The organism is Xanthobacter cornucopiae (genome assembly GCF_043195065.2).
Classification (GTDB): domain Bacteria; phylum Pseudomonadota; class Alphaproteobacteria; order Rhizobiales; family Xanthobacteraceae; genus Xanthobacter.
The window spans coordinates 1,513,005-1,529,831 of record NZ_CM195531.1; the positions used below are offsets into that span (position 1 = coordinate 1,513,005).

A 16,827-nucleotide genomic window follows, 5' to 3' on the forward strand; every position below is an offset into this window, starting at 1 on the left:
CTCATTATCATGAGTGCAATGCAAAATAAGGCCGCGCAAAACGCCAGAACACTTGAATGTGCACCGCAACCAGAAGACACATTGGAATAACTTCTAAAACAACCTCATTGTTTGCTGAGAATGAAAATCAAAACTATATGGCGCCACGCGCCGCCTCCACCAGCGCCAGCGCCGCCACCGCCGCCGTATCGGCACGCAGGATCCGCGGCCCAAGGCAAAGCGTGACCGCGCGCGGCAGCAGCATGGCGCGCTCCTCCGGAGCGAACCCACCTTCCGGCCCGACCAGAATGCTCACCGGCCCCGCCGGCGCCTGTCGCAGCGCGGCGACGGGATCGGTCGCCGCCGCCGCTTCGTCACAGAAGGCCAGGACCCTGTCGCTCGGCAAGCTGGCCACCCATTCGGCCAGACCACGTGGCGGATTGACCTGGGGCAGGGTCAGGATTCCGCACTGCTCCGCAGCTTCAACGGCATTGGCTGCCATACGTTCCAAATTCACGCGCGAAACCTGGGTGTAGCGGGTGATGACCGGCGACAGGATGCCGGCGCCCATCTCGACCGCCTTCTGGACCATGTAGTCCAGGCGCGCGTGCTTCAGGGGGGCGAATGCGTATTCCACGGTGAGCGGTGCCGGCTGCGGCCGGATTCGCGCCGACACGCCGAGCTTCACATCGCGCTTGCCCGCCGCCACCCTCTGCCCACGCCACTCGCCATCCCGCCCGTTGAACAGGAGCAGGTCGCCCCCAACCGCGAGACGGATGACATTGGCCACATAATGGGCCTGTTCGGCCGGCAGCGTCACCACGGCGCCCTCGAACAGATCGTCGCTGACGCACAGGCGCTGGGCATTGAAATCATGGTCGGGCATGGGGCGTCCTTTCTCGCCCCGAGGCGAAGCACGGGCTCGCGACGATGACAAGGGCCCCATGGCGGTAATGCGGAAACGGGAAATGTCAGGCCACGCGGCGCAATGGCATCGGGCCCTTGCCCCAGCCAGAGCCTTCAGGGGGCTTTCAGGCGCCACATGGCGCTGATGGCACCGGCCGGGGGCTTTCGAGGCACTGCGGGTGACGCCAGGATGCTGGGCCGCCCGCAGTGCATCAAAGCAGGTGTTGGAGCCCCACCAGCACCCACAGCGCCTGACCGGCCCTCTTGAAATGCCCTATTTCGGCACCTGCGGACATCCCCCGAACAGGGGATGCCTGCCGATGCGTTTCACGCCATAATAATCGATCATCGGATCGCCAGGGGGCGCCGTGCCCCGACGCTCCCGGAGAGGGAGGGCCGAACACGCGCTCACCACTCCGCCGGGAGCCGGCCGAGCGACACCACTTCCGCCGGCATTGGAGCGGCAACGTCCCGCCCCTGCCGGCGGAATGGCAGGCGCCGTGACCTTCGATCTCACACGGCTGGGCTGTGCGCGCGGCAAAAGCCCAGCGCGCATGCTCCAAAAGCCCCTCCCGCACGCGCCGCAGCCCGGGCACCAAGACCCGGGCGGAGCGCTCAGAACAGGCTGGAGTTGCTCGATGGCGGGGTGCCCCGCTTCACCGCCGCCGCCGGGCGCGGGGCCACCGGGTCGTTCGACGCCGAGGCCGCCACCGGCTTCACAGGCTTGGGAGCATTGGCCGTCGCCGCCGGCTTCGGCTTCTTGCGCACCACCGGGGGGGCGAGGGCCGCCACCTCCTTGGCCGGAGCCGGCTTGTGCATGGCGATAAGGTCGGACACGGTCACGAACTTGTACCCCTTCGCCAGCAGGGCATCGAGCACGCGCGGCACCGCCGCCACCGTGGTTGCGTGGATATCGTGCATCAAGATGATGCCGCCGGCCCGGGTCTGCGCCATGACCTTGTCATAGATGGCCTGGGCGTCGCGGTTCTTCCAGTCGAGGGAATCCGCCGACCAATAGACCATGGCGAGCCCGAACTTGTCCTCGATGTGCTTGCGCAGCGCCGACGTCATGGCCCCATAGGGCGGACGGATATAGAGGGGATCCTTGCCGATGGCGGCGCGGATCGCGGCCGAGGTGTCGGCGACCTGACGGTCCGCCTCCGCCACGCTGACCTTCGGCAACTGCGGATGATTCCAGGAGTGGTTGCCGACCTCATGTCCTTCGGCCACCATGCGCCGCAGCAGATCGGGATTTTCCGACGCCCGCGTGCCGACCACAAAGAAGGTCGCCTTCACCCCCCGGGCCTCCAGCATCTTCAGGAGCTTCGGCGTGGTTTCCGGGTTCGGGCCGTCGTCGAACGTGATGGCGATATAGGGCCCGTCCACATCCACGGACGTGTAGGCGGGAAACCGATGTCCGGACGCGGCCCCGGCAGCGGCCGGCGCCTGCATTCCCACCGCGGCGGACGGCGCGGCCAAGACTGCGCCCCCGGCGGGGGTGGGCGTCCCGGGCGCGGCCCCGGCCACCGGCTCAGCGACCACGGCGGCGGCGGCCTTGGCGGCCGCATCCGAGGAGGTGAAGGGAGCGAAGCTGCCTGTCGGAGGCGCCGCCTGTGCCAGCTGCACCAGGGGTGGCGCCGCCGGAAGAGAATTCAAGGCGGAAGCCGCCGGGACGAGTGAAACATCGCCAGCCGGAGCGGACGACACCATCGGGCCGAGCGCGAGACCAAGACCCAGCGCGCCAGACGCCAGAAACGCAGACATGGCCACAAAAGCTCTCACGACGCCGGCTTCCCAAACTGTTCCACAAGAATGATAGCGCACTCTCGACCTGCTTTTATGGACAAATTATGAACTGCGGCCGCCCGCGCACCGCAGCGGCGGCGGCAATCGCGCCTCGACGCAACCGCGCAGCCCCTGGCACGACCTGAGGAAACGCCATGTCACGGCGCCTCGGCACCGGCCCGGGCACGCCCTGTCGCCGCCACGCGATCGGCGCAATCGGCATGAATGCGTTGCAGGCACGTCACACCAATCTTACTATGATACCTCCAACTCAGACTGGCCGCAGCAACTCGACGCGACTCGCCGGCGGAAAAGCCAGCCATTTGGCCCGCCGGACGACGATTTCTCCCTGCCGCCGACTCTTGTCTTGCGCTCCGGCGTGCTCCGGTGGTCCACTTCAGGGATGGCTCGCGAACACCCCCCCCTTCCGTCAGGCCTGGTGCAGATGCACCCGGGACTTGGCCTGCTGCGCTTCGCCGCCCTTCTCTCGGATGGCGCCGAGGCGGACGATGATACGCTCGACGCCATGTTCGAGCAGATGGAAATCGGCGCGCTGGACCGGCTTGCGCCTGAAGAGATGTGGCAGGAACTGGCCCAGGGTCTCATGGGCGCGCAGCCGTCCGCCATGTTGCGGGCGCTTCGGGCGTGCGGCGTGCTGGAAATCGTGCTGCCGGAAGTCCATGCCCTGTTCGGGGTGCCGCAGATCGCCGACGATCCCGGCGAGGTGGACCTGGGGGACCTGCTGCTGCGCTCGCTCGACGAGGCGGCGCGCCTGAACGCCCCGCTGGAGGTGCGCTTCGCCCTGCTCACCATGAATGTGGGCAAGTCCGATTCCCCGCGTGAGCACCTCCCCGCCCACTACCGCCATATGGAGCGCGGCGCGCCGCGCATCTCCGCCATCGCCGACCGCTTCCACGTGGCGCCGGCCTGCCGCGATCTGGCGCTGCTGGCCCTGAAGGAGTGCGAGCGCGTGCACCGCACCTCGGAGGTGCGCGCCGGCCCGGTGGCGGCGATGCTGGAGCGGCTCGGCGCCTTTTCCGATCCCGGCCGCTTCGCGCTGCTGATGAGCGTCGCCCATTGCGATTATTTCGGCCATGGCGGGCGGTCCGAGGCGGTCTATCCCAAGGCCGAGCTGCTGAAGAAGGCGCGTGCCGCCTGTGATGACCTCGGCGACCGCGATTTCGACACCACGGACGAGTTGATGACCGCGCGCGCCGGCGCCATCGCCCGGGCGTTCCGCTCCCAGCGCTGGTCCGACGACGTCAGCTGACCTGACCGACGTTGCCGCCTGCGGGGGATGACGGGCGACGACACCCATCGGGCGACGCGGCGCGGCAAGCTCGTCTCCTTCTGCAGACACGGTGCGGTCGCGAGCGCGGGCAAGTGCATTCCCTGCTTGGCGACCTCGGTCGCGTCACGCGGTTCCGGCGCCGACATCAGCGCTGCGTCACCGCTGGGACGGCTCATTTTATGGTATTTTAATACCTAAAAGACCGACGAAAGAACCGCTCACTCAAATGAACGACGGCTCGTCCGCGCGCCAGCGGAGCACGTCTGTTGTTCGCCACGCCGAAGAAAACAGGACTCCAACACGTTTCAACCGCTCGCAGCCCCGAGGAAATGATCTTCCTCAACGCAAGTGCCAGATTTGGCGTGGCACACTCAAAACGAGTTTTTCAATACGGCACGCGCAAAAAGCGGAACACGAGAGACGTGTTGCGCGCGAGTGGTATGCGGGATCGGTGGGGGCTTGTCGCGCAAGCGAAGCGGGAGCAGGACATGGCGATAATCGTTGGGACAGCGGGCGACGACGTTTGGACCGGGACCGAAGGCAATGATGACTACAACGGCTTATCCGGAAACGACACGATTCAGGCCCTAGGCGGCAACGACCGTCTCGTTGGCGGCATCGGCAATGACACCATGCTCGGCGGTAGCGGCAATGACACCTATGGCGTGGATTCGTCTGGAGATGTTGTAACCGAACTTCCGAACGAAGGAACAGATACAGTTAATACAACAATTTTAGATTACACACTCCCAGATAATGTAGAAGTATTAAAATATACAGGGATCGGAAATTTTGTCGGAAAAGGAAATAGTATAGATAATGAAATTTATGGAAACACAGGAAACGACACATTGTACGGCTATGCAGGAGCCGATCAATTTAGCGGTGGCGACGGAGCAGATGAAATTGACGGAGGTGATGGAAATGACACAATTTTAGCTGGTTCCGGAAACGATTTGGTCCGCGGCGGCGCAGGTAACGACCGCCTTGATGGCGGCGCCGATAACGACACGCTTTTCGGTGGCACCGGCAACGACAGCTATAACGTCGATACGGCCGACGACATTATCTCCGAGTTCGCGAACGAAGGCACCGACATCGTCTACGCGACGTCCACCAGCTACAGGCTGAGCGAAAACATCGAAAATCTCACCTATTTGGGGTCCTCCTACTTCGTCGGCGTCGGCAACGCCCTCGACAACATCATCAATGGCGGTGCGGACAGCAATACCCTCATTGGTGGCTCTGGCAATGACGAGCTCAACAGCTCCGGCGTCAGTGACCAGCTCGTTGGTGGCACTGGCAACGACCGCTATATACTGCGGACATCGAACGCGAGCATCGTCGAGGCTGCGAACGAAGGCTATGACAGCGTCCAATGTCGGCTTGGGATCTTCAAGCTCTCCGACAACGTCGAGAGGTTGGACTATTTAGGCTCAGGCTCCTTCATCGGCGTTGGCAATTCTGTCGATAATACTATCATGAGCAACGATGGCAACGACACCCTCATCGGTGGCGATGGACGCGACAGCTTGGCCAGCCGCGGCGGCAACGACACCCTCATCGGCGGCACCGGCAACGATGACCTTAGAGGCGGGACCGGCAACGACACCTATGAGGTCGACGCCTCCGACGACGCGATAATCGAAAACGCCGACGAGGGCAGCGACATCGTACTCGCGACTGCGTCGTCCTATGTCCTGTCCGCCAATGTGGAGAACCTGCTGTTCACCGGCACCGGCGACTTCGCCGGCACCGGAAACAACCTCGCCAACGCCATCGCCGGTGGCGCGGGCAACGACACGCTCGACGGTGGAGCAGGTAACGATATCCTCTACGGCCAGGGCGGCAGCGACACCTTGATCGGCGGCTCCGGCCGCGACACCTATCATGTCGACACTTCCGACGACGTGATACTTGAAAATGCCGATGAGGGCAGTGACATCGTACGCGCCACCGCGTCGAACTACACCCTGTCCGCCAATGTGGAGCACCTGCTGTTCACCGGCACCGGTGACTTCGCCGGCACCGGAAACGAGCTCGCCAACGCCATCGCCGGTGGCGCAGGCAACGACACGCTCGACGGCGGCGCAGGTAACGATATCCTCTACGGCCAGGGCGGCAACGACACCTTGATCGGTGGCTCCGGCAACGACATCTATCATGTCGACGCCTCCGACGACGCGATAATCGAAAACGCCGACGAGGGCAGCGACATCGTACGCGCGACTGCGTCGTCCTATGCCCTGTCCGCCAACGTGGAGAACCTGCTGTTCATCGGCACCGGTGACTTCGCCGGCACCGGAAACGACCTTGCCAACGCCATCGCCGGTGGCGCGGGCAACGACACGCTCGACGGCGGCGCAGGCAACGATAACCTCTATGGCAAAGACGGCGACGACACCTTGATCGGCGGTGCCGGCAACGACGTCTATTATGTCGATACCACAAACGATGTGGTGATCGAAAACCTGGATGAAGGCAGCGATATCGTACGCACGACCACGTCGAGCTACTCCCTGTCCGCCAACGTGGAGGGCCTGCTGTTTACCGGCATCGGCGACTTCACCGGCATCGGAAACGACCTCGCCAACTCCATGGCTGGCGACACGGGAAACGACACATTGCGGGGTGGCGGTGGCAACGATACGCTCCACGGTCTTACCGGCAGCGACCGCCTCGAAGGTGGCGCCGGTGCCGATACCCTCGTAGGCGGCGCGGGCGCAGATATCTTCATCTATAGTGACTCGGCGCTCTCGATACGGGGCTATGACACGATCGTCGATTTCTCGGCTTCAGAGAATGATTTCATCGACCTGTCCGGGATCGACCTGGCTGCCATCAGCGACGGCGCCACCGATACTTTCATTTATATCAACGACGTGGCCTTCTCGGGCGTGGCGGGCGAATTGCGGTTCGCCAGCGGACTGCTCCAGGCCGACACCAACGGTGACATGATCGCCGACCTGACCCTGCAGCTGACCGGCGTCGATACCCTGAGCTCAAGCAGCCTTATCTTGTGAGGTCACCCAACATTTGACGACACCCGCCTCTCCCGGGCCGAAGGCCGGGGAAGGCGGATGTGAAATCAAGATCCGCCGTGCGCACCGGCGGGGACCACGACGCGCAGGACCGGCAATCGCAGACCGTCGCTCCTCGCGCAGAAGCCAGACCGAAACGCGCTCACCGCGAGCCATCGTCCACACGCGGCAGCGGTTCGTCCTCGGGCAGGCAGACCGTGCGCGAAGCGCATCCCCCCCTGGCCGCCAGCCTCTCGCGCGGCGAAATCGCTGCCTCACGGTGCCTCTATCCCAGCCGGCGCGAAGACTGCTCCGGCACGATCCGGAACAGACCAGCCCGCATTGAACCGCTTACCCGTCGAGACGACGCGGCCCCTTCGACACGCATCCATCACACGATCACCGACTTGTCTGCCGTGAGCAATGATCGCATCAACCTGTCGGCGATCACCGACAACACCATCAGCGGCGGTGCCGTCAGAGCCTTCGCTTATACCGGCGGTTCGGCCTCCTCCGGAACCGCGGGTCTGTTGCAATGCGCCGATGAACTGGTCCAGGCCGGCGCTGATGACGACAACGTCCCCGACCTCACCCTCAGCCTGACCGTCGTCGGCACCCTGAACGACAGCCGCGTCATCCTGTAATTCCTCGCCGCTTCCACGCGCGCCGTAGCCCCCGGTGAACGAGACGGGAGCCATGGCGCACGTGGAGACGACAGCTCACAATCCGCGACCATCCCGCCGTGGACCGATCGACCGTGGCAGGGCGGGCGGCCCGGCGAAGGATCGGGCGCCGGCCACGCAGGCGACCACGGCGACGGTGACTGCAAGCATGGCGCCATCCACCGCCTCCCCCAGGATCAGGGCCGCGAGCGCGAGGCCGAGCAGCGGCTGGAGCAATTGCAGCTGGCCCACCGCGGCGATGCCCCCCAGCGCCAGGCCGCGATACCAGAAAATGAAGCCGATCAGCATGCTGAACAGCGCCACATAGGCGAGGCCGAGCCACGCCGACAGCGGCACCGCGGCAAATCCGGCGGGCGCGGCGACAACGGCCACCGCCAGCATCACCGGCAGCGCCAGCACCAGCGCCCAGGAGATCACCTGCCAGCCGCCCAGGGTCCGCGACAGCCGGCCGCCCTCCGCATAGCCGAAGCCGCAGACCAGGACGGCGCCGAGCATCAGCAGATCGCCCGTGGCGACCCCGCCGCCTGCCCGCGCCCACGCAAAGCCGGCCACCAGCCCGGCGCCGGCGAGGGCGCAGAGCCAGAAGGCCGGACGCGGCCTCTCGCCGCCGCGCAGCACGCCGAAGACGGCGGTGGCCAGGGGCAGAAGCCCGATGAAGACCAGCGCGTGCGCCGATGTCATGTGCTGGAGCGCCAGTGCCGTCAGCAGCGGAAACCCGACCACGACACCGATCGCCACCGCCACCAGCAGGAGAAGATCCGGCATCGCCGGCCGCTTCGCCCGAAACACCAGCAGCAGGCAGAAACCGAGCACGCCGGCGATCACCGCCCGCGCCCCGGTCAGAAACACCGGATCGAAGCCGCCCACCGCCACGCGCGTCGCCGGCAGCGAGCCGCTGAAGATGAGAACCCCGACCCCGCCGCTGACCCAGCCGCCCGTCATTCTGTCCATCGCCGGCTCCCTTTCGCCCCCGCTTATGCGCGGGCGCCCCTTGCCGGGCCAGGGACAGTCCAATACGATTCAAAATAACTGTTATGGATACGTGGGCAGCACAATTGACCGTGGCGGAACCTCCGGGCAGCACGCGCATCGATCAGGTGATGGCGCATGTCCGCGCCCGGATCGCCGCGCGCCAGCTCACCCCGGGCGCCCGCCTGCCCTCGGTGCGGCGCGCCGCCGAGGCCCTGGCGGTGTCGGTGTCCACCGTGGTGGAAGCCTATGACCGGCTGGCGGCGGAAGGCGTGATCCGCTCCCGCCCCGGCGCCGGTTTCTATGTGTCGGCTCCGCTGGCACCGCTGGCCCTCGCCGAGATCGGCCCTCGCCTCGACCGCGACGTGGACCCGCTGTGGATCTCGCGCCAATCCCTTGATGCCGGCGACCAGATGCTGCGGCCGGGCTGCGGCTGGCTGCCGCCGTCATGGATGCCCGACGCCGCCTTGCGCCGGGCGCTGCGCGCAGCGGCGCGGGCACCAGCGGCGGCGCTGACCGACTATGCCACGCCGCTGGGCCTCGCGCCCCTGCGCGCGCGGCTGGCCCGCCGGCTCGGAGAGCGCGACATCCACGCGGCGCCGGACCAGATCCTGCTGACCGGCTCGGGCACCCAGGCCATCGACCTCATCTGCCGCTTTCTGATCGAGCCCGGCGACACGGTGCTGATCGACGACCCCTGCTATTTCAATTTCCACGCGCTCCTGCGCGCCCATCGCGCGCAGGTGGTCGGCGTGCCGTTCACGCCCAGCGGACCGGACGTCGCCTGCTTCGCCGAGGCCCTGGCCCGTTACCGGCCACGGCTCTACATCACCAATTCGGCAATCCACAATCCCACCGGCGCCACCCTCTCGCCGGTCACGGCCCACCAGATCCTCAAGCTCGCGGAACCGGCCGGCCTCACCATCGTCGAGGACGACATCTTCGCGGATTTCGAGGTCACCCCCGCGCCCCGCCTGGCCGCCTTCGACGGGCTCGCCCATGTGGTGCAGGTGGGCAGCTTCTCGAAGACCCTGTCGGCCGCGGTGCGCTGCGGCTTCATCGCCGCCCGCGCCGAGTGGATCGACAAGCTCGCCGACCTCCAGCTCGCCACCCAGTTCGGCAGCCCGCGGCTGTCGGCGGACCTGGTGCTGGCGCTGCTCACCGACGGTGGCTATCGCCGCCATGTGGAGGCCCTGCGCGCGCGCCTTGCCGACGCCATGGCCGCCACCGTCAGGCGTCTGTCCGCGATCGGCATCGCGCCGTGGATCGTGCCGGAGGCCGGGATGTTCCTGTGGTGCCGGCTGCCGGACGGACAGGATGGCGCCGAGATCGCGCGCCGATGCCTGCGACAGGACGTGGTGCTGGCGCCCGGCAACGCCTTCAGCCTGTCGCAGGGCGCGCGCGGCTTCCTGCGCTTCAACGTGGCGCAATCGAGCGATCCGCGCCTGTTCGAGGTGATCGAGCGGGCGCTGAGGTAGCGCCCGCTCACGGGGACGGCGGCCCGAAAGCCTCAAGGTGGCCTTAAGGCGGGCGGCTCACCCGTGCCCGGCGGGCAGCTCGGCGCCGGCCGGCGCGGCGGCATCCGGCACGTCGTGCCGGGCCAGCGGCCGGTTGCCCGCCAGCCGCCGCATGAGGACATAGAACACCGGCGTCAGGAAGATGCCGAAGGCGGTGACGCCGATCATGCCGGCGAACACGGCGATGCCCATGGCCTGGCGCATCTCCGCCCCGGCGCCGATGGAGGTCACCAGCGGCACCACGCCCATGATGAAGGCGAGCGAGGTCATCAGGATCGGGCGCAGGCGCAGCCGGCTCGCCTCGATCGCGGCGTTGAGCGGCGAGCGGCCTTCCATCTCCAGCTCGCGGGCGAACTCGACGATGAGGATGGCATTCTTGGCCGACAGCCCCACCAGCACCACGAGGCCGATCTGGGTGAACACATTGTTGTCGCCGCCCGCCAGCCACACGCCAGTCAGCGCCGCCAGCAACCCCATGGGGATGATAAGCAGGATGGCGATGGGCAGCGTCAGGCTCTCGTATTGCGCCGCCAGCACCAGGAACACCAGCAGGATGGCGACGGGAAACACGATCACCGCCGAATTGCCGGCCAGGATCTCCTGGTAGGTCAGCTCCGTCCATTCGAAGGCGAAGCCCTTCGGCAGCGTCTCCGCGGCAATGCGCACCGCCGCCGCCTGGGCCTGGCCGGAGGAGAAGCCTGGTGCCGGGCCGGCGGTGATATCGGCAGCGAGGAAGCCGTTGTAGCGCATGGCCCGCTCGGGGCCGGCATCGGAGCGGATGTTCAGCACCGCGCTCAGCGGCACCATCTCGCCCGAGGCCGAGCGCACCTTGAGCGCGCCGATATGCTCGGGCAAGGCGCGGAACGGCGCGTCGGCCTGGGCGCGCACCGTGTAGGTGCGGCCGAACCTATTGAAGTCGTTCACGTAAGCGGAGCCGAGATAGATTTGCAGCGTGTCGAAGACATCCGGCACGGCAACGCCGAGCTGGCGGGCCTTGGTGCGGTCGATGTCGGCGAAGACCTGCGGCACGTTCACCTGGAAGGACGAGAACAGGCCCGCGATCTCCGGCGCCGCCGCCGCCTTCGCCATGAAGGCGCGGGTGGCGGCATCGAGGGCCGCGTAGCCGAGGCCGGCGCGATCCTCGATCTCCAGCTTGAAGCCGCCCACGGTGCCGAGGCCGGCCACCGGTGGCGGTGGGAACATGGCGATGAAGGCATCCTTGATGCCCGCATACTGCTGGTTGAGGGCCGCCGCGATGGCGGCACCCGAAAGCGCGGGGTCGCGGCGCTCATCGAACGGCTTCAGGGTCACGAACACGATTCCGGCGTTCGATGAATTGGTGAAGCCGTTGATGGACAGGCCGGGAAAGGCCACCGCGCTCTGCACCCCGGGCGTCCGCAGGGCGATATCGCCCATGCGGCGAATGACATCCTCGGTGCGGTCCAGGGTGGCGGCGTCGGGCAATTGGGCGAAGCCGACCAGATACTGCTTGTCCTGGGCCGGCACGAAGCCGCTCGGCACGGCGCGGAACAGCACACCGGTGAGCGCCAGCAGCAGCACATAGGCCACCATCACAACCGCGCGATGCGAGATGGCGCGGCGCACGCCGCCGCCATAGACCCCCGAGCCCCATTGGAACAGGCGGTTGAAGCGGGTGAAGAACCAGCCGAACGCGAAATCCAGGCCACGGGTCAGCCGGTCGCGGGGGGCGTGGTGGGACCGCAGCAGCACCGCCGCCAGCGCCGGGGACAGGGTCAGGGAGTTGAGGGCCGAGATCACCGTCGAGATGGCGATGGTGAGCGCGAATTGCCGGTAGAACTGGCCGGTGAGGCCGGAGATGAAGGCCAGCGGCACGAACACCGCCACCAGCACCAAGGCAATGGCGATGATGGGCCCGGACACCTCGCGCATGGCCTTGTAGGTGGCCGCGCGCGGGGCTAGCCCCGCCTCGATGTTGCGCTCCACATTCTCCACCACGACGATGGCATCGTCCACCACGATGCCGATGGCCAGGACCAGTCCGAACAGCGTCAGGGCATTGATGGAGAAGCCGAACACATACATGACCGCGAACGTGCCGACCACCGAGACCGGCACCGCCACCAGCGGGATGACCGAGGCCCGCCAGGTCTGCAGGAAGATGATAACCACCAGCACCACCAGCGCCACCGCCTCCAGCAGCGTGTGCACCACCGCCGCGATGGAGGCGCGCACGAACTGGGTGGTGTCGTAGACGATGGCATAGTCCACGCCCTCGGGCATGTTCTGCTTGATCTCAGCCATCACCCGCTGCACCTCGTCGGCGATGGCGATGGCGTTGGACCCCGGCGCCTGGAACACCGGCACCGCCACCGCCGGCTTGTTGTCGAGCAGCGAGCGCAGGGCGTAGTCGGCGGCGCCGAGCTCGATGCGGGCGAGGTCGCGCAGGCGCGTCACGGCGCCGTCGGCGCCGGTCTTCACGATGATGTCGCCGAATTCCTCCTCGTCCTGCAGCCGCCCCTGCGCGTTCACCGAAAGCTGGAGATCGAGCCCCGCGGCGTTGGGCGAGGCGCCGATGACGCCGGCCGCCGCCTGCACGTTCTGGGCGCGGATCTCGCGCACCACGTCGGCGGCGGACAGGCCGTGCTCCGCCACCTTCTGCGGATCGAGCCAGACCCGCATGGCGTAGTCGCCGGAGCCGAACAATTGCACCTGCCCCACGCCATCGATGCGGGCCAGCCGGTCCTTGACGTTGAGCACCGCGTAATTGCGCAGATAGGTCATGTCGTAGCGGCCGTTCGGCGAGGTGATGTGCACCACCATGGTCAGGTCCGGCGCGCTCTTGATGGTGGTGACGCCGAGCCGGCGCACCTCTTCCGGCAGGCGCGGCTCGGCCTGAGAGACACGGTTCTGAACCAGCTGCTGCGCCTTGTCGGGGTCGGTCCCGAGCTTGAAGGTGACGTTGAGGGTCATCAGCCCGTCGGTGGTGGCCTGGCTCGACATGTAGAGCATGCCCTCGACGCCGTTGATCTGCTCCTCGATGGGGGTGGCGACGGTCTCGGCGATGACGCGGGGGCTGGCACCGGGATACTGCGCGCGCACCACCACGGTGGGCGGGGCGACATCGGGATATTCCGAGATCGGCAGCACCCGCAGCGCCAGCAGGCCGGCGAGGAGGATGAGCACCGACAGCACGGCGGCGAAGATTGGCCGGTCGATGAAGAATTTCGAAAGATTCATGGCTGCGCCCCCTGCTGCGCGGCGCGCCGGCGGGTCATCGCCCGCCGGGCTCCGGCTGGGTTGGATCGCCGACGCTCAGCGCGTCTGCGTGTCGGATGTGGCCTGTTCGCTGCGGGCGGTCTCGATCCGGCCGGTCGCGGCTCCCGCCGCCTCGGCGCGCCGCAGCTCTGTCTTCTCGCCCATGGGCACCGGCTCGGGCGCGAGGCTGGCGCCCGGGCGCACCCGCTGCAGGCCGTTGACGACGATGCGCTCGCCGGGCGCCAGCCCGGAGGTGACGACCCGCAGCCCGTCATGGGCGGGGCCGAGGGTGATCTCGCGCCAGGCGGCCTTGTCGTCGGCGCCCACCACGAAGACGAACTTCTTGTTCTGGTCCGTACCCACCGCGCGCTCGTTGATGACGAGCTTCGGCTCGGCCCGCGCCTGGCCCATCTCCACCCGCACGAACTGGCCCGGCATCAGCTTGCCGCCGGGATTGTCCAGCAGCGCCCGGACCCGCACCGTGCCGCTGGCGGCCTCGATGCCATTGTCGACGAAGTGGAGCCGGCCCTGGTGGCGCGCCGCCTCGGCGGTGGCGGTGGTGATCCGCACCGGAATCGGATCGAGCGCGGGATCGTCGGCCGGCAGCGAGGCGAGGGCATCCAGCAGGCTGCGCTCGTCGGCATTGAACGCGGCATAGATGGGATCGACCGAGAGCAGGCTGGTGAGCACCGGGGCACCGGCGCCGGCGGTTACAAGATTGCCGGTGGTGACCTCGAGCCGCCCCACCCGTCCGCTTATGGGGGCGCGGATCTCGGTATAGTCGAGATTGAGGCGGGCGGTCCGCAGGGCCGCCTCGGCGGCGTGCAGGTTGGCCTGCGCCTCGCGCAGCGCGTTGATGCGCGAGTCGAGGTCGCGCTGCGAGAGGTTGCGGCTGGAGAACAGCTGCTGCCCGCGCTCGTTCTCGCCGTTGGCAAGGGCGACCCGGGCTTCGGCCGCGCGCATCTGCGCCTCCACCCGCTCCAGCTCGGCGAGATAGGGCGCCTGATCGATGCTGATCAGAAGGTCGCCCTGCTTCACCAGGCTGCCCTCGCGGAAATGGACGGCCTCCACCACGCCGGACACACGCGAGCGCACCTCCACGCGCTCGATGGCCTCCAGCCGGCCGGAGAATTCCGCCCAGGTGACGATCTGGCGGGGCTCCACCGTGGCCACCGAGACCGGTACGGCCGGCGGCGGGGGGGCGACGACGTCTCCTTGGGCGCGGGAGACGAAGGCATTAATGGAAAACACGGCGGCCAGCGCGACCGAAGCGGCGAGCGCGGCCTTCAGGCCATGACGGGTCGTTCCCTGGGGCATGGGTTCGGGTCCTTGTCGAAACGGGAGGATGGACAGGAGCGGACCGGAGCGAAGGAGCTCCAGCCCGATCGAAACCTAGGGTGGCGCGGTCAGCGCGTAGAAGGCGGCGATCTCCCCGCCGACCCGGCACAGGCAGGCGTCCGGGCGCGGGGCATCGCCATAGGCCTTGGGCCAGTGGCTGGGGCCCGCCTCCACATGGTGGCGAACCGTGACGCCGGCTTCGGCAAGCCGCCGCGCATAAGTGGCCGCCTCATCGCGCAAGGGATCGTCCCCGGCGCTCACCAGCAGCGCCGGCGGCAGGCCTGCGAGCCGCGAGGCCTGGAGCGGCGCGGCATAGGGATGCTCCGCTTTCTCTGGGGTCCCCAGATAGTCGGCCCAGCCATCGGCCCAGCGGCAGCCGACGGGACCGGCCCGGACCTGCCGCAGCGATGCCGTGGCCAAGCCCGCGTCGAGCATGGGCGAGAACAGGATCTGCCCCGCCAGCGCCGGCCCGCCGCGATCGCGCGCCATGAGCGCCAGCGCGGCCGCAAGGTTGCCTCCGGCCTCCTCGCCGGCGACATGAAGGACGCCACGACGGCCGCAAAAACGCGCGCGACCCCTGGCAAACAGCTCCAGCGCCGCATAGATCATTTCCAGCGCCTGCGGAAAACGATGCCGCGGCGCCAGCGGATAGGCGAGCGAGAAGACCGTGGCTCCGGCCCCGGCCAGCGCGTGGGCGACCGCCTCGCCGGCGGCAGGTGAGCCGGAATTGAAGGTACCGCCGTGCAGATGCAGCACCAGCGCGGTGTTCCGTGCCTCTTCAGGCGGGCTGTAGAGCCGGCCGGCGAAGCGCGTCTCGCCGTCCTGGAGGCTTTCGACCCTCCATGTGACGGAGGAGCGCGGCGCGCGGATGGTGCTCATGACGGTGCCTCCGGCCGAAGGCACCGGCCTCCTGCCCTGTCTTGCCGGCCTTCGGCGTCCGCCGTCCGGCCTTGTGCGTGATGGTGCGTTGCGTCAAAACATACTGATGCGCGGGTGGGAATAAATAGCCAGACGGCTTATTCATTATTCACCCAAGGAAACAATATCGGGAGTGTCGCCGTGGACCAGCTCGCCGCCATGCGCGCCTTCGTCCGGGTGGTGGAGGCCGGCACCTTCACCCGCGCCGCCGACCTGCTGGAGATGCCGAAGCCGACCGTGACCAAGCTGATCCAGCAACTGGAAACGCACCTGCGCGCGCGGCTCCTCCACCGCACCACCCGGCGGGTGACGGTGACGCTGGACGGGGCGGCCTATTACGAGCGGGCGCAACGCCTGCTGTCCGAGCTGGACGAGCTCGACGCCGGCATGGCGCTGGCCCAGGCGCGGCCCAGCGGCCGGCTGCGGGTGGACTGCAGTTCGGCCCTGGCCACCTCGGTCATCATCCCGGCGCTGCCGGCCTTTCACGCGCGCTACCCCGACATCCAGCTCGACCTCGGCCTGAGCGACCGGCCCGCCGACCTGCTGGCGGAAAACCTCGACTGCGCGGTCCGGGCCGGCGAAATCCAGGACCAGAGCCTGATCGCCCGGCGCATCGGCGACATGCGGGTCATCACCTGTGCGACGCCCGGCTATTTCGCGCGGGCGGGCACGCCCCAGCACCCCCGCGACCTGGAGCGCGGCCACCACATCGTCGCCTATCGCCCGGCGGCCGGCAGCCGGGTGCTGCCGCTGATCTACCAGAACCGGTCGGAGGCCATCGAGATCGCCGGCCGCTACGTGGTCTCGCTCAATGACGGCATGGGCTATCTGGCGGCGGCGCTGGCGGGGCTCGGCATCGTCCAGCTGCCCACCTTCATGGCCCGCGAGGCGATCACCGACGGGCGGCTGGTGCCGATCCTGCTCGACTGGTGCACGGCCCCCAAGCCCCTGCACATCGTGTACCCGCCCAACCGTCATCTGAGCAACAAGGTGCGGGTGTTCGTGGACTGGCTGGCGGACCTGCTGGCGCAGGACGACCTCGTCTTCCGCGCCAGCGCCGACCTTGCGGCCTGCGCGGCGGCGGCCGAGCCCGCCGCCGCCGATCCCGAGGGCGCCCTCAGCGCCGGCTAGGACGTTTTTCGCGCGGGCGCCCGGCGGGCGCGTGGACGCCGCTCCAGACCTTG

The 16,827-nt window shown here is 67.7% G+C and carries 11 protein-coding genes; 5 read left to right on the plus strand and 6 right to left on the minus strand.

The genetic code is table 11. From position 1 onward, the window contains the following. Window positions 1-133: 133 nt before the first annotated feature. Together V5F53_RS06835 and V5F53_RS06840 are read right to left on the minus strand one after the other, a co-directional pair. Window positions 134-865: a 16S rRNA (uracil(1498)-N(3))-methyltransferase gene (locus V5F53_RS06835; RefSeq protein WP_393996707.1), complete on the minus strand. Its 732-nt coding sequence runs from the start codon at window positions 863-865 to the stop codon at window positions 134-136. A gap of 635 nt (window positions 866-1,500) precedes the next feature. Continuing rightward, window positions 1,501-2,541 (minus strand): polysaccharide deacetylase family protein, encoded by a 1,041-nt coding sequence (locus V5F53_RS06840; RefSeq protein ID WP_393996706.1) that lies wholly within the window; start codon window positions 2,539-2,541, stop codon window positions 1,501-1,503. 574 nt (window positions 2,542-3,115) lie between these two features. On the opposite strand from V5F53_RS06840, the gene V5F53_RS06845 reads away from it, so the two are divergent. The 3 genes from V5F53_RS06845 (at window position 3,116) to V5F53_RS06855 (ending at window position 7,625) form a co-directional block, all read left to right on the plus strand. After that, the gene (locus tag V5F53_RS06845) at window positions 3,116-3,940 is read left to right on the plus strand and encodes a tRNA nucleotidyltransferase/poly(A) polymerase-related protein (RefSeq protein ID WP_393996705.1); all 825 of its coding nucleotides are present in this window, start codon (window positions 3,116-3,118) and stop codon (window positions 3,938-3,940) included. Between the two features lie 287 nt (window positions 3,941-4,227). Continuing rightward, entirely contained in the window at window positions 4,228-6,984 is a 2,757-nt protein-coding gene (locus tag V5F53_RS06850; RefSeq protein ID WP_393996704.1) for a calcium-binding protein, read from the plus strand. Between the two features lie 59 nt (window positions 6,985-7,043). Beyond that, window positions 7,044-7,625 carry a hypothetical protein gene (locus V5F53_RS06855; protein WP_393996703.1) on the plus strand — a complete coding sequence of 194 codons (582 nt, stop codon included), beginning with the start codon at window positions 7,044-7,046 and terminating at the stop codon, window positions 7,623-7,625. Window positions 7,626-7,700: 75 nt separating this feature from the next. Here the strand turns inward: V5F53_RS06855 and V5F53_RS06860 are convergent, their stop codons facing one another. Continuing rightward, complete coding sequence (locus V5F53_RS06860) at window positions 7,701-8,615, minus strand: DMT family transporter (RefSeq protein WP_393996702.1); 915 nt, start codon at window positions 8,613-8,615, stop codon at window positions 7,701-7,703. Window positions 8,616-8,698: 83 nt separating this feature from the next. Here V5F53_RS06860 and V5F53_RS06865 point away from each other — a divergent pair, with 83 nt between their 5' ends. Beyond that, window positions 8,699-10,111: an aminotransferase-like domain-containing protein gene (locus V5F53_RS06865; RefSeq protein ID WP_393996701.1), complete on the plus strand. Its 1,413-nt coding sequence runs from the start codon at window positions 8,699-8,701 to the stop codon at window positions 10,109-10,111. A 57-nt stretch (window positions 10,112-10,168) separates the two neighbouring features. Here the strand turns inward: V5F53_RS06865 and V5F53_RS06870 are convergent, their stop codons facing one another. The 3 genes from V5F53_RS06870 to V5F53_RS06880 form a co-directional block, all read right to left on the minus strand. Next, on the minus strand, window positions 10,169-13,369 hold the full coding sequence (locus tag V5F53_RS06870) for an efflux RND transporter permease subunit (RefSeq protein WP_393996700.1): 3,201 nt from the start codon (window positions 13,367-13,369) through the stop codon (window positions 10,169-10,171). A 75-nt stretch (window positions 13,370-13,444) separates the two neighbouring features. Then, window positions 13,445-14,704 carry an efflux RND transporter periplasmic adaptor subunit gene (locus V5F53_RS06875; RefSeq protein ID WP_393996699.1) on the minus strand — a complete coding sequence of 420 codons (1,260 nt, stop codon included), beginning with the start codon at window positions 14,702-14,704 and terminating at the stop codon, window positions 13,445-13,447. Between the two features lie 75 nt (window positions 14,705-14,779). Continuing rightward, a complete protein-coding gene (locus V5F53_RS06880; protein ID WP_393996698.1) occupies window positions 14,780-15,604 on the minus strand; it encodes an alpha/beta hydrolase in 825 nt (274 codons plus the stop codon). A 180-nt stretch (window positions 15,605-15,784) separates the two neighbouring features. On the opposite strand from V5F53_RS06880, the gene V5F53_RS06885 reads away from it, so the two are divergent. Next, window positions 15,785-16,774, plus strand: coding sequence for a LysR family transcriptional regulator (locus tag V5F53_RS06885; protein ID WP_393996697.1), 990 nt, complete (start codon window positions 15,785-15,787; stop codon window positions 16,772-16,774). Window positions 16,775-16,827: the final 53 nt, after the last annotated feature.

What these genes read in the sequence shown, in the direction of transcription:
- V5F53_RS06835 (WP_393996707.1), bottom strand. Translation starts at nt 865, where the DNA reads ATGCCCGACCATGATTTCAATGCCCAGCGCCTGTGCGTCAGCGACGAT.
- V5F53_RS06845 (WP_393996705.1), top strand. Translation starts at nt 3,116, where the DNA reads ATGCACCCGGGACTTGGCCTGCTGCGCTTCGCCGCCCTTCTCTCGGAT.
- V5F53_RS06860 (WP_393996702.1), bottom strand. Translation starts at nt 8,615, where the DNA reads ATGGACAGAATGACGGGCGGCTGGGTCAGCGGCGGGGTCGGGGTTCTC.
- V5F53_RS06865 (WP_393996701.1), top strand. Translation starts at nt 8,699, where the DNA reads ATGGATACGTGGGCAGCACAATTGACCGTGGCGGAACCTCCGGGCAGC.
- V5F53_RS06870 (WP_393996700.1), bottom strand. Translation starts at nt 13,369, where the DNA reads ATGAATCTTTCGAAATTCTTCATCGACCGGCCAATCTTCGCCGCCGTG.
- V5F53_RS06875 (WP_393996699.1), bottom strand. Translation starts at nt 14,704, where the DNA reads ATGCCCCAGGGAACGACCCGTCATGGCCTGAAGGCCGCGCTCGCCGCT.
- V5F53_RS06880 (WP_393996698.1), bottom strand. Translation starts at nt 15,604, where the DNA reads ATGAGCACCATCCGCGCGCCGCGCTCCTCCGTCACATGGAGGGTCGAA.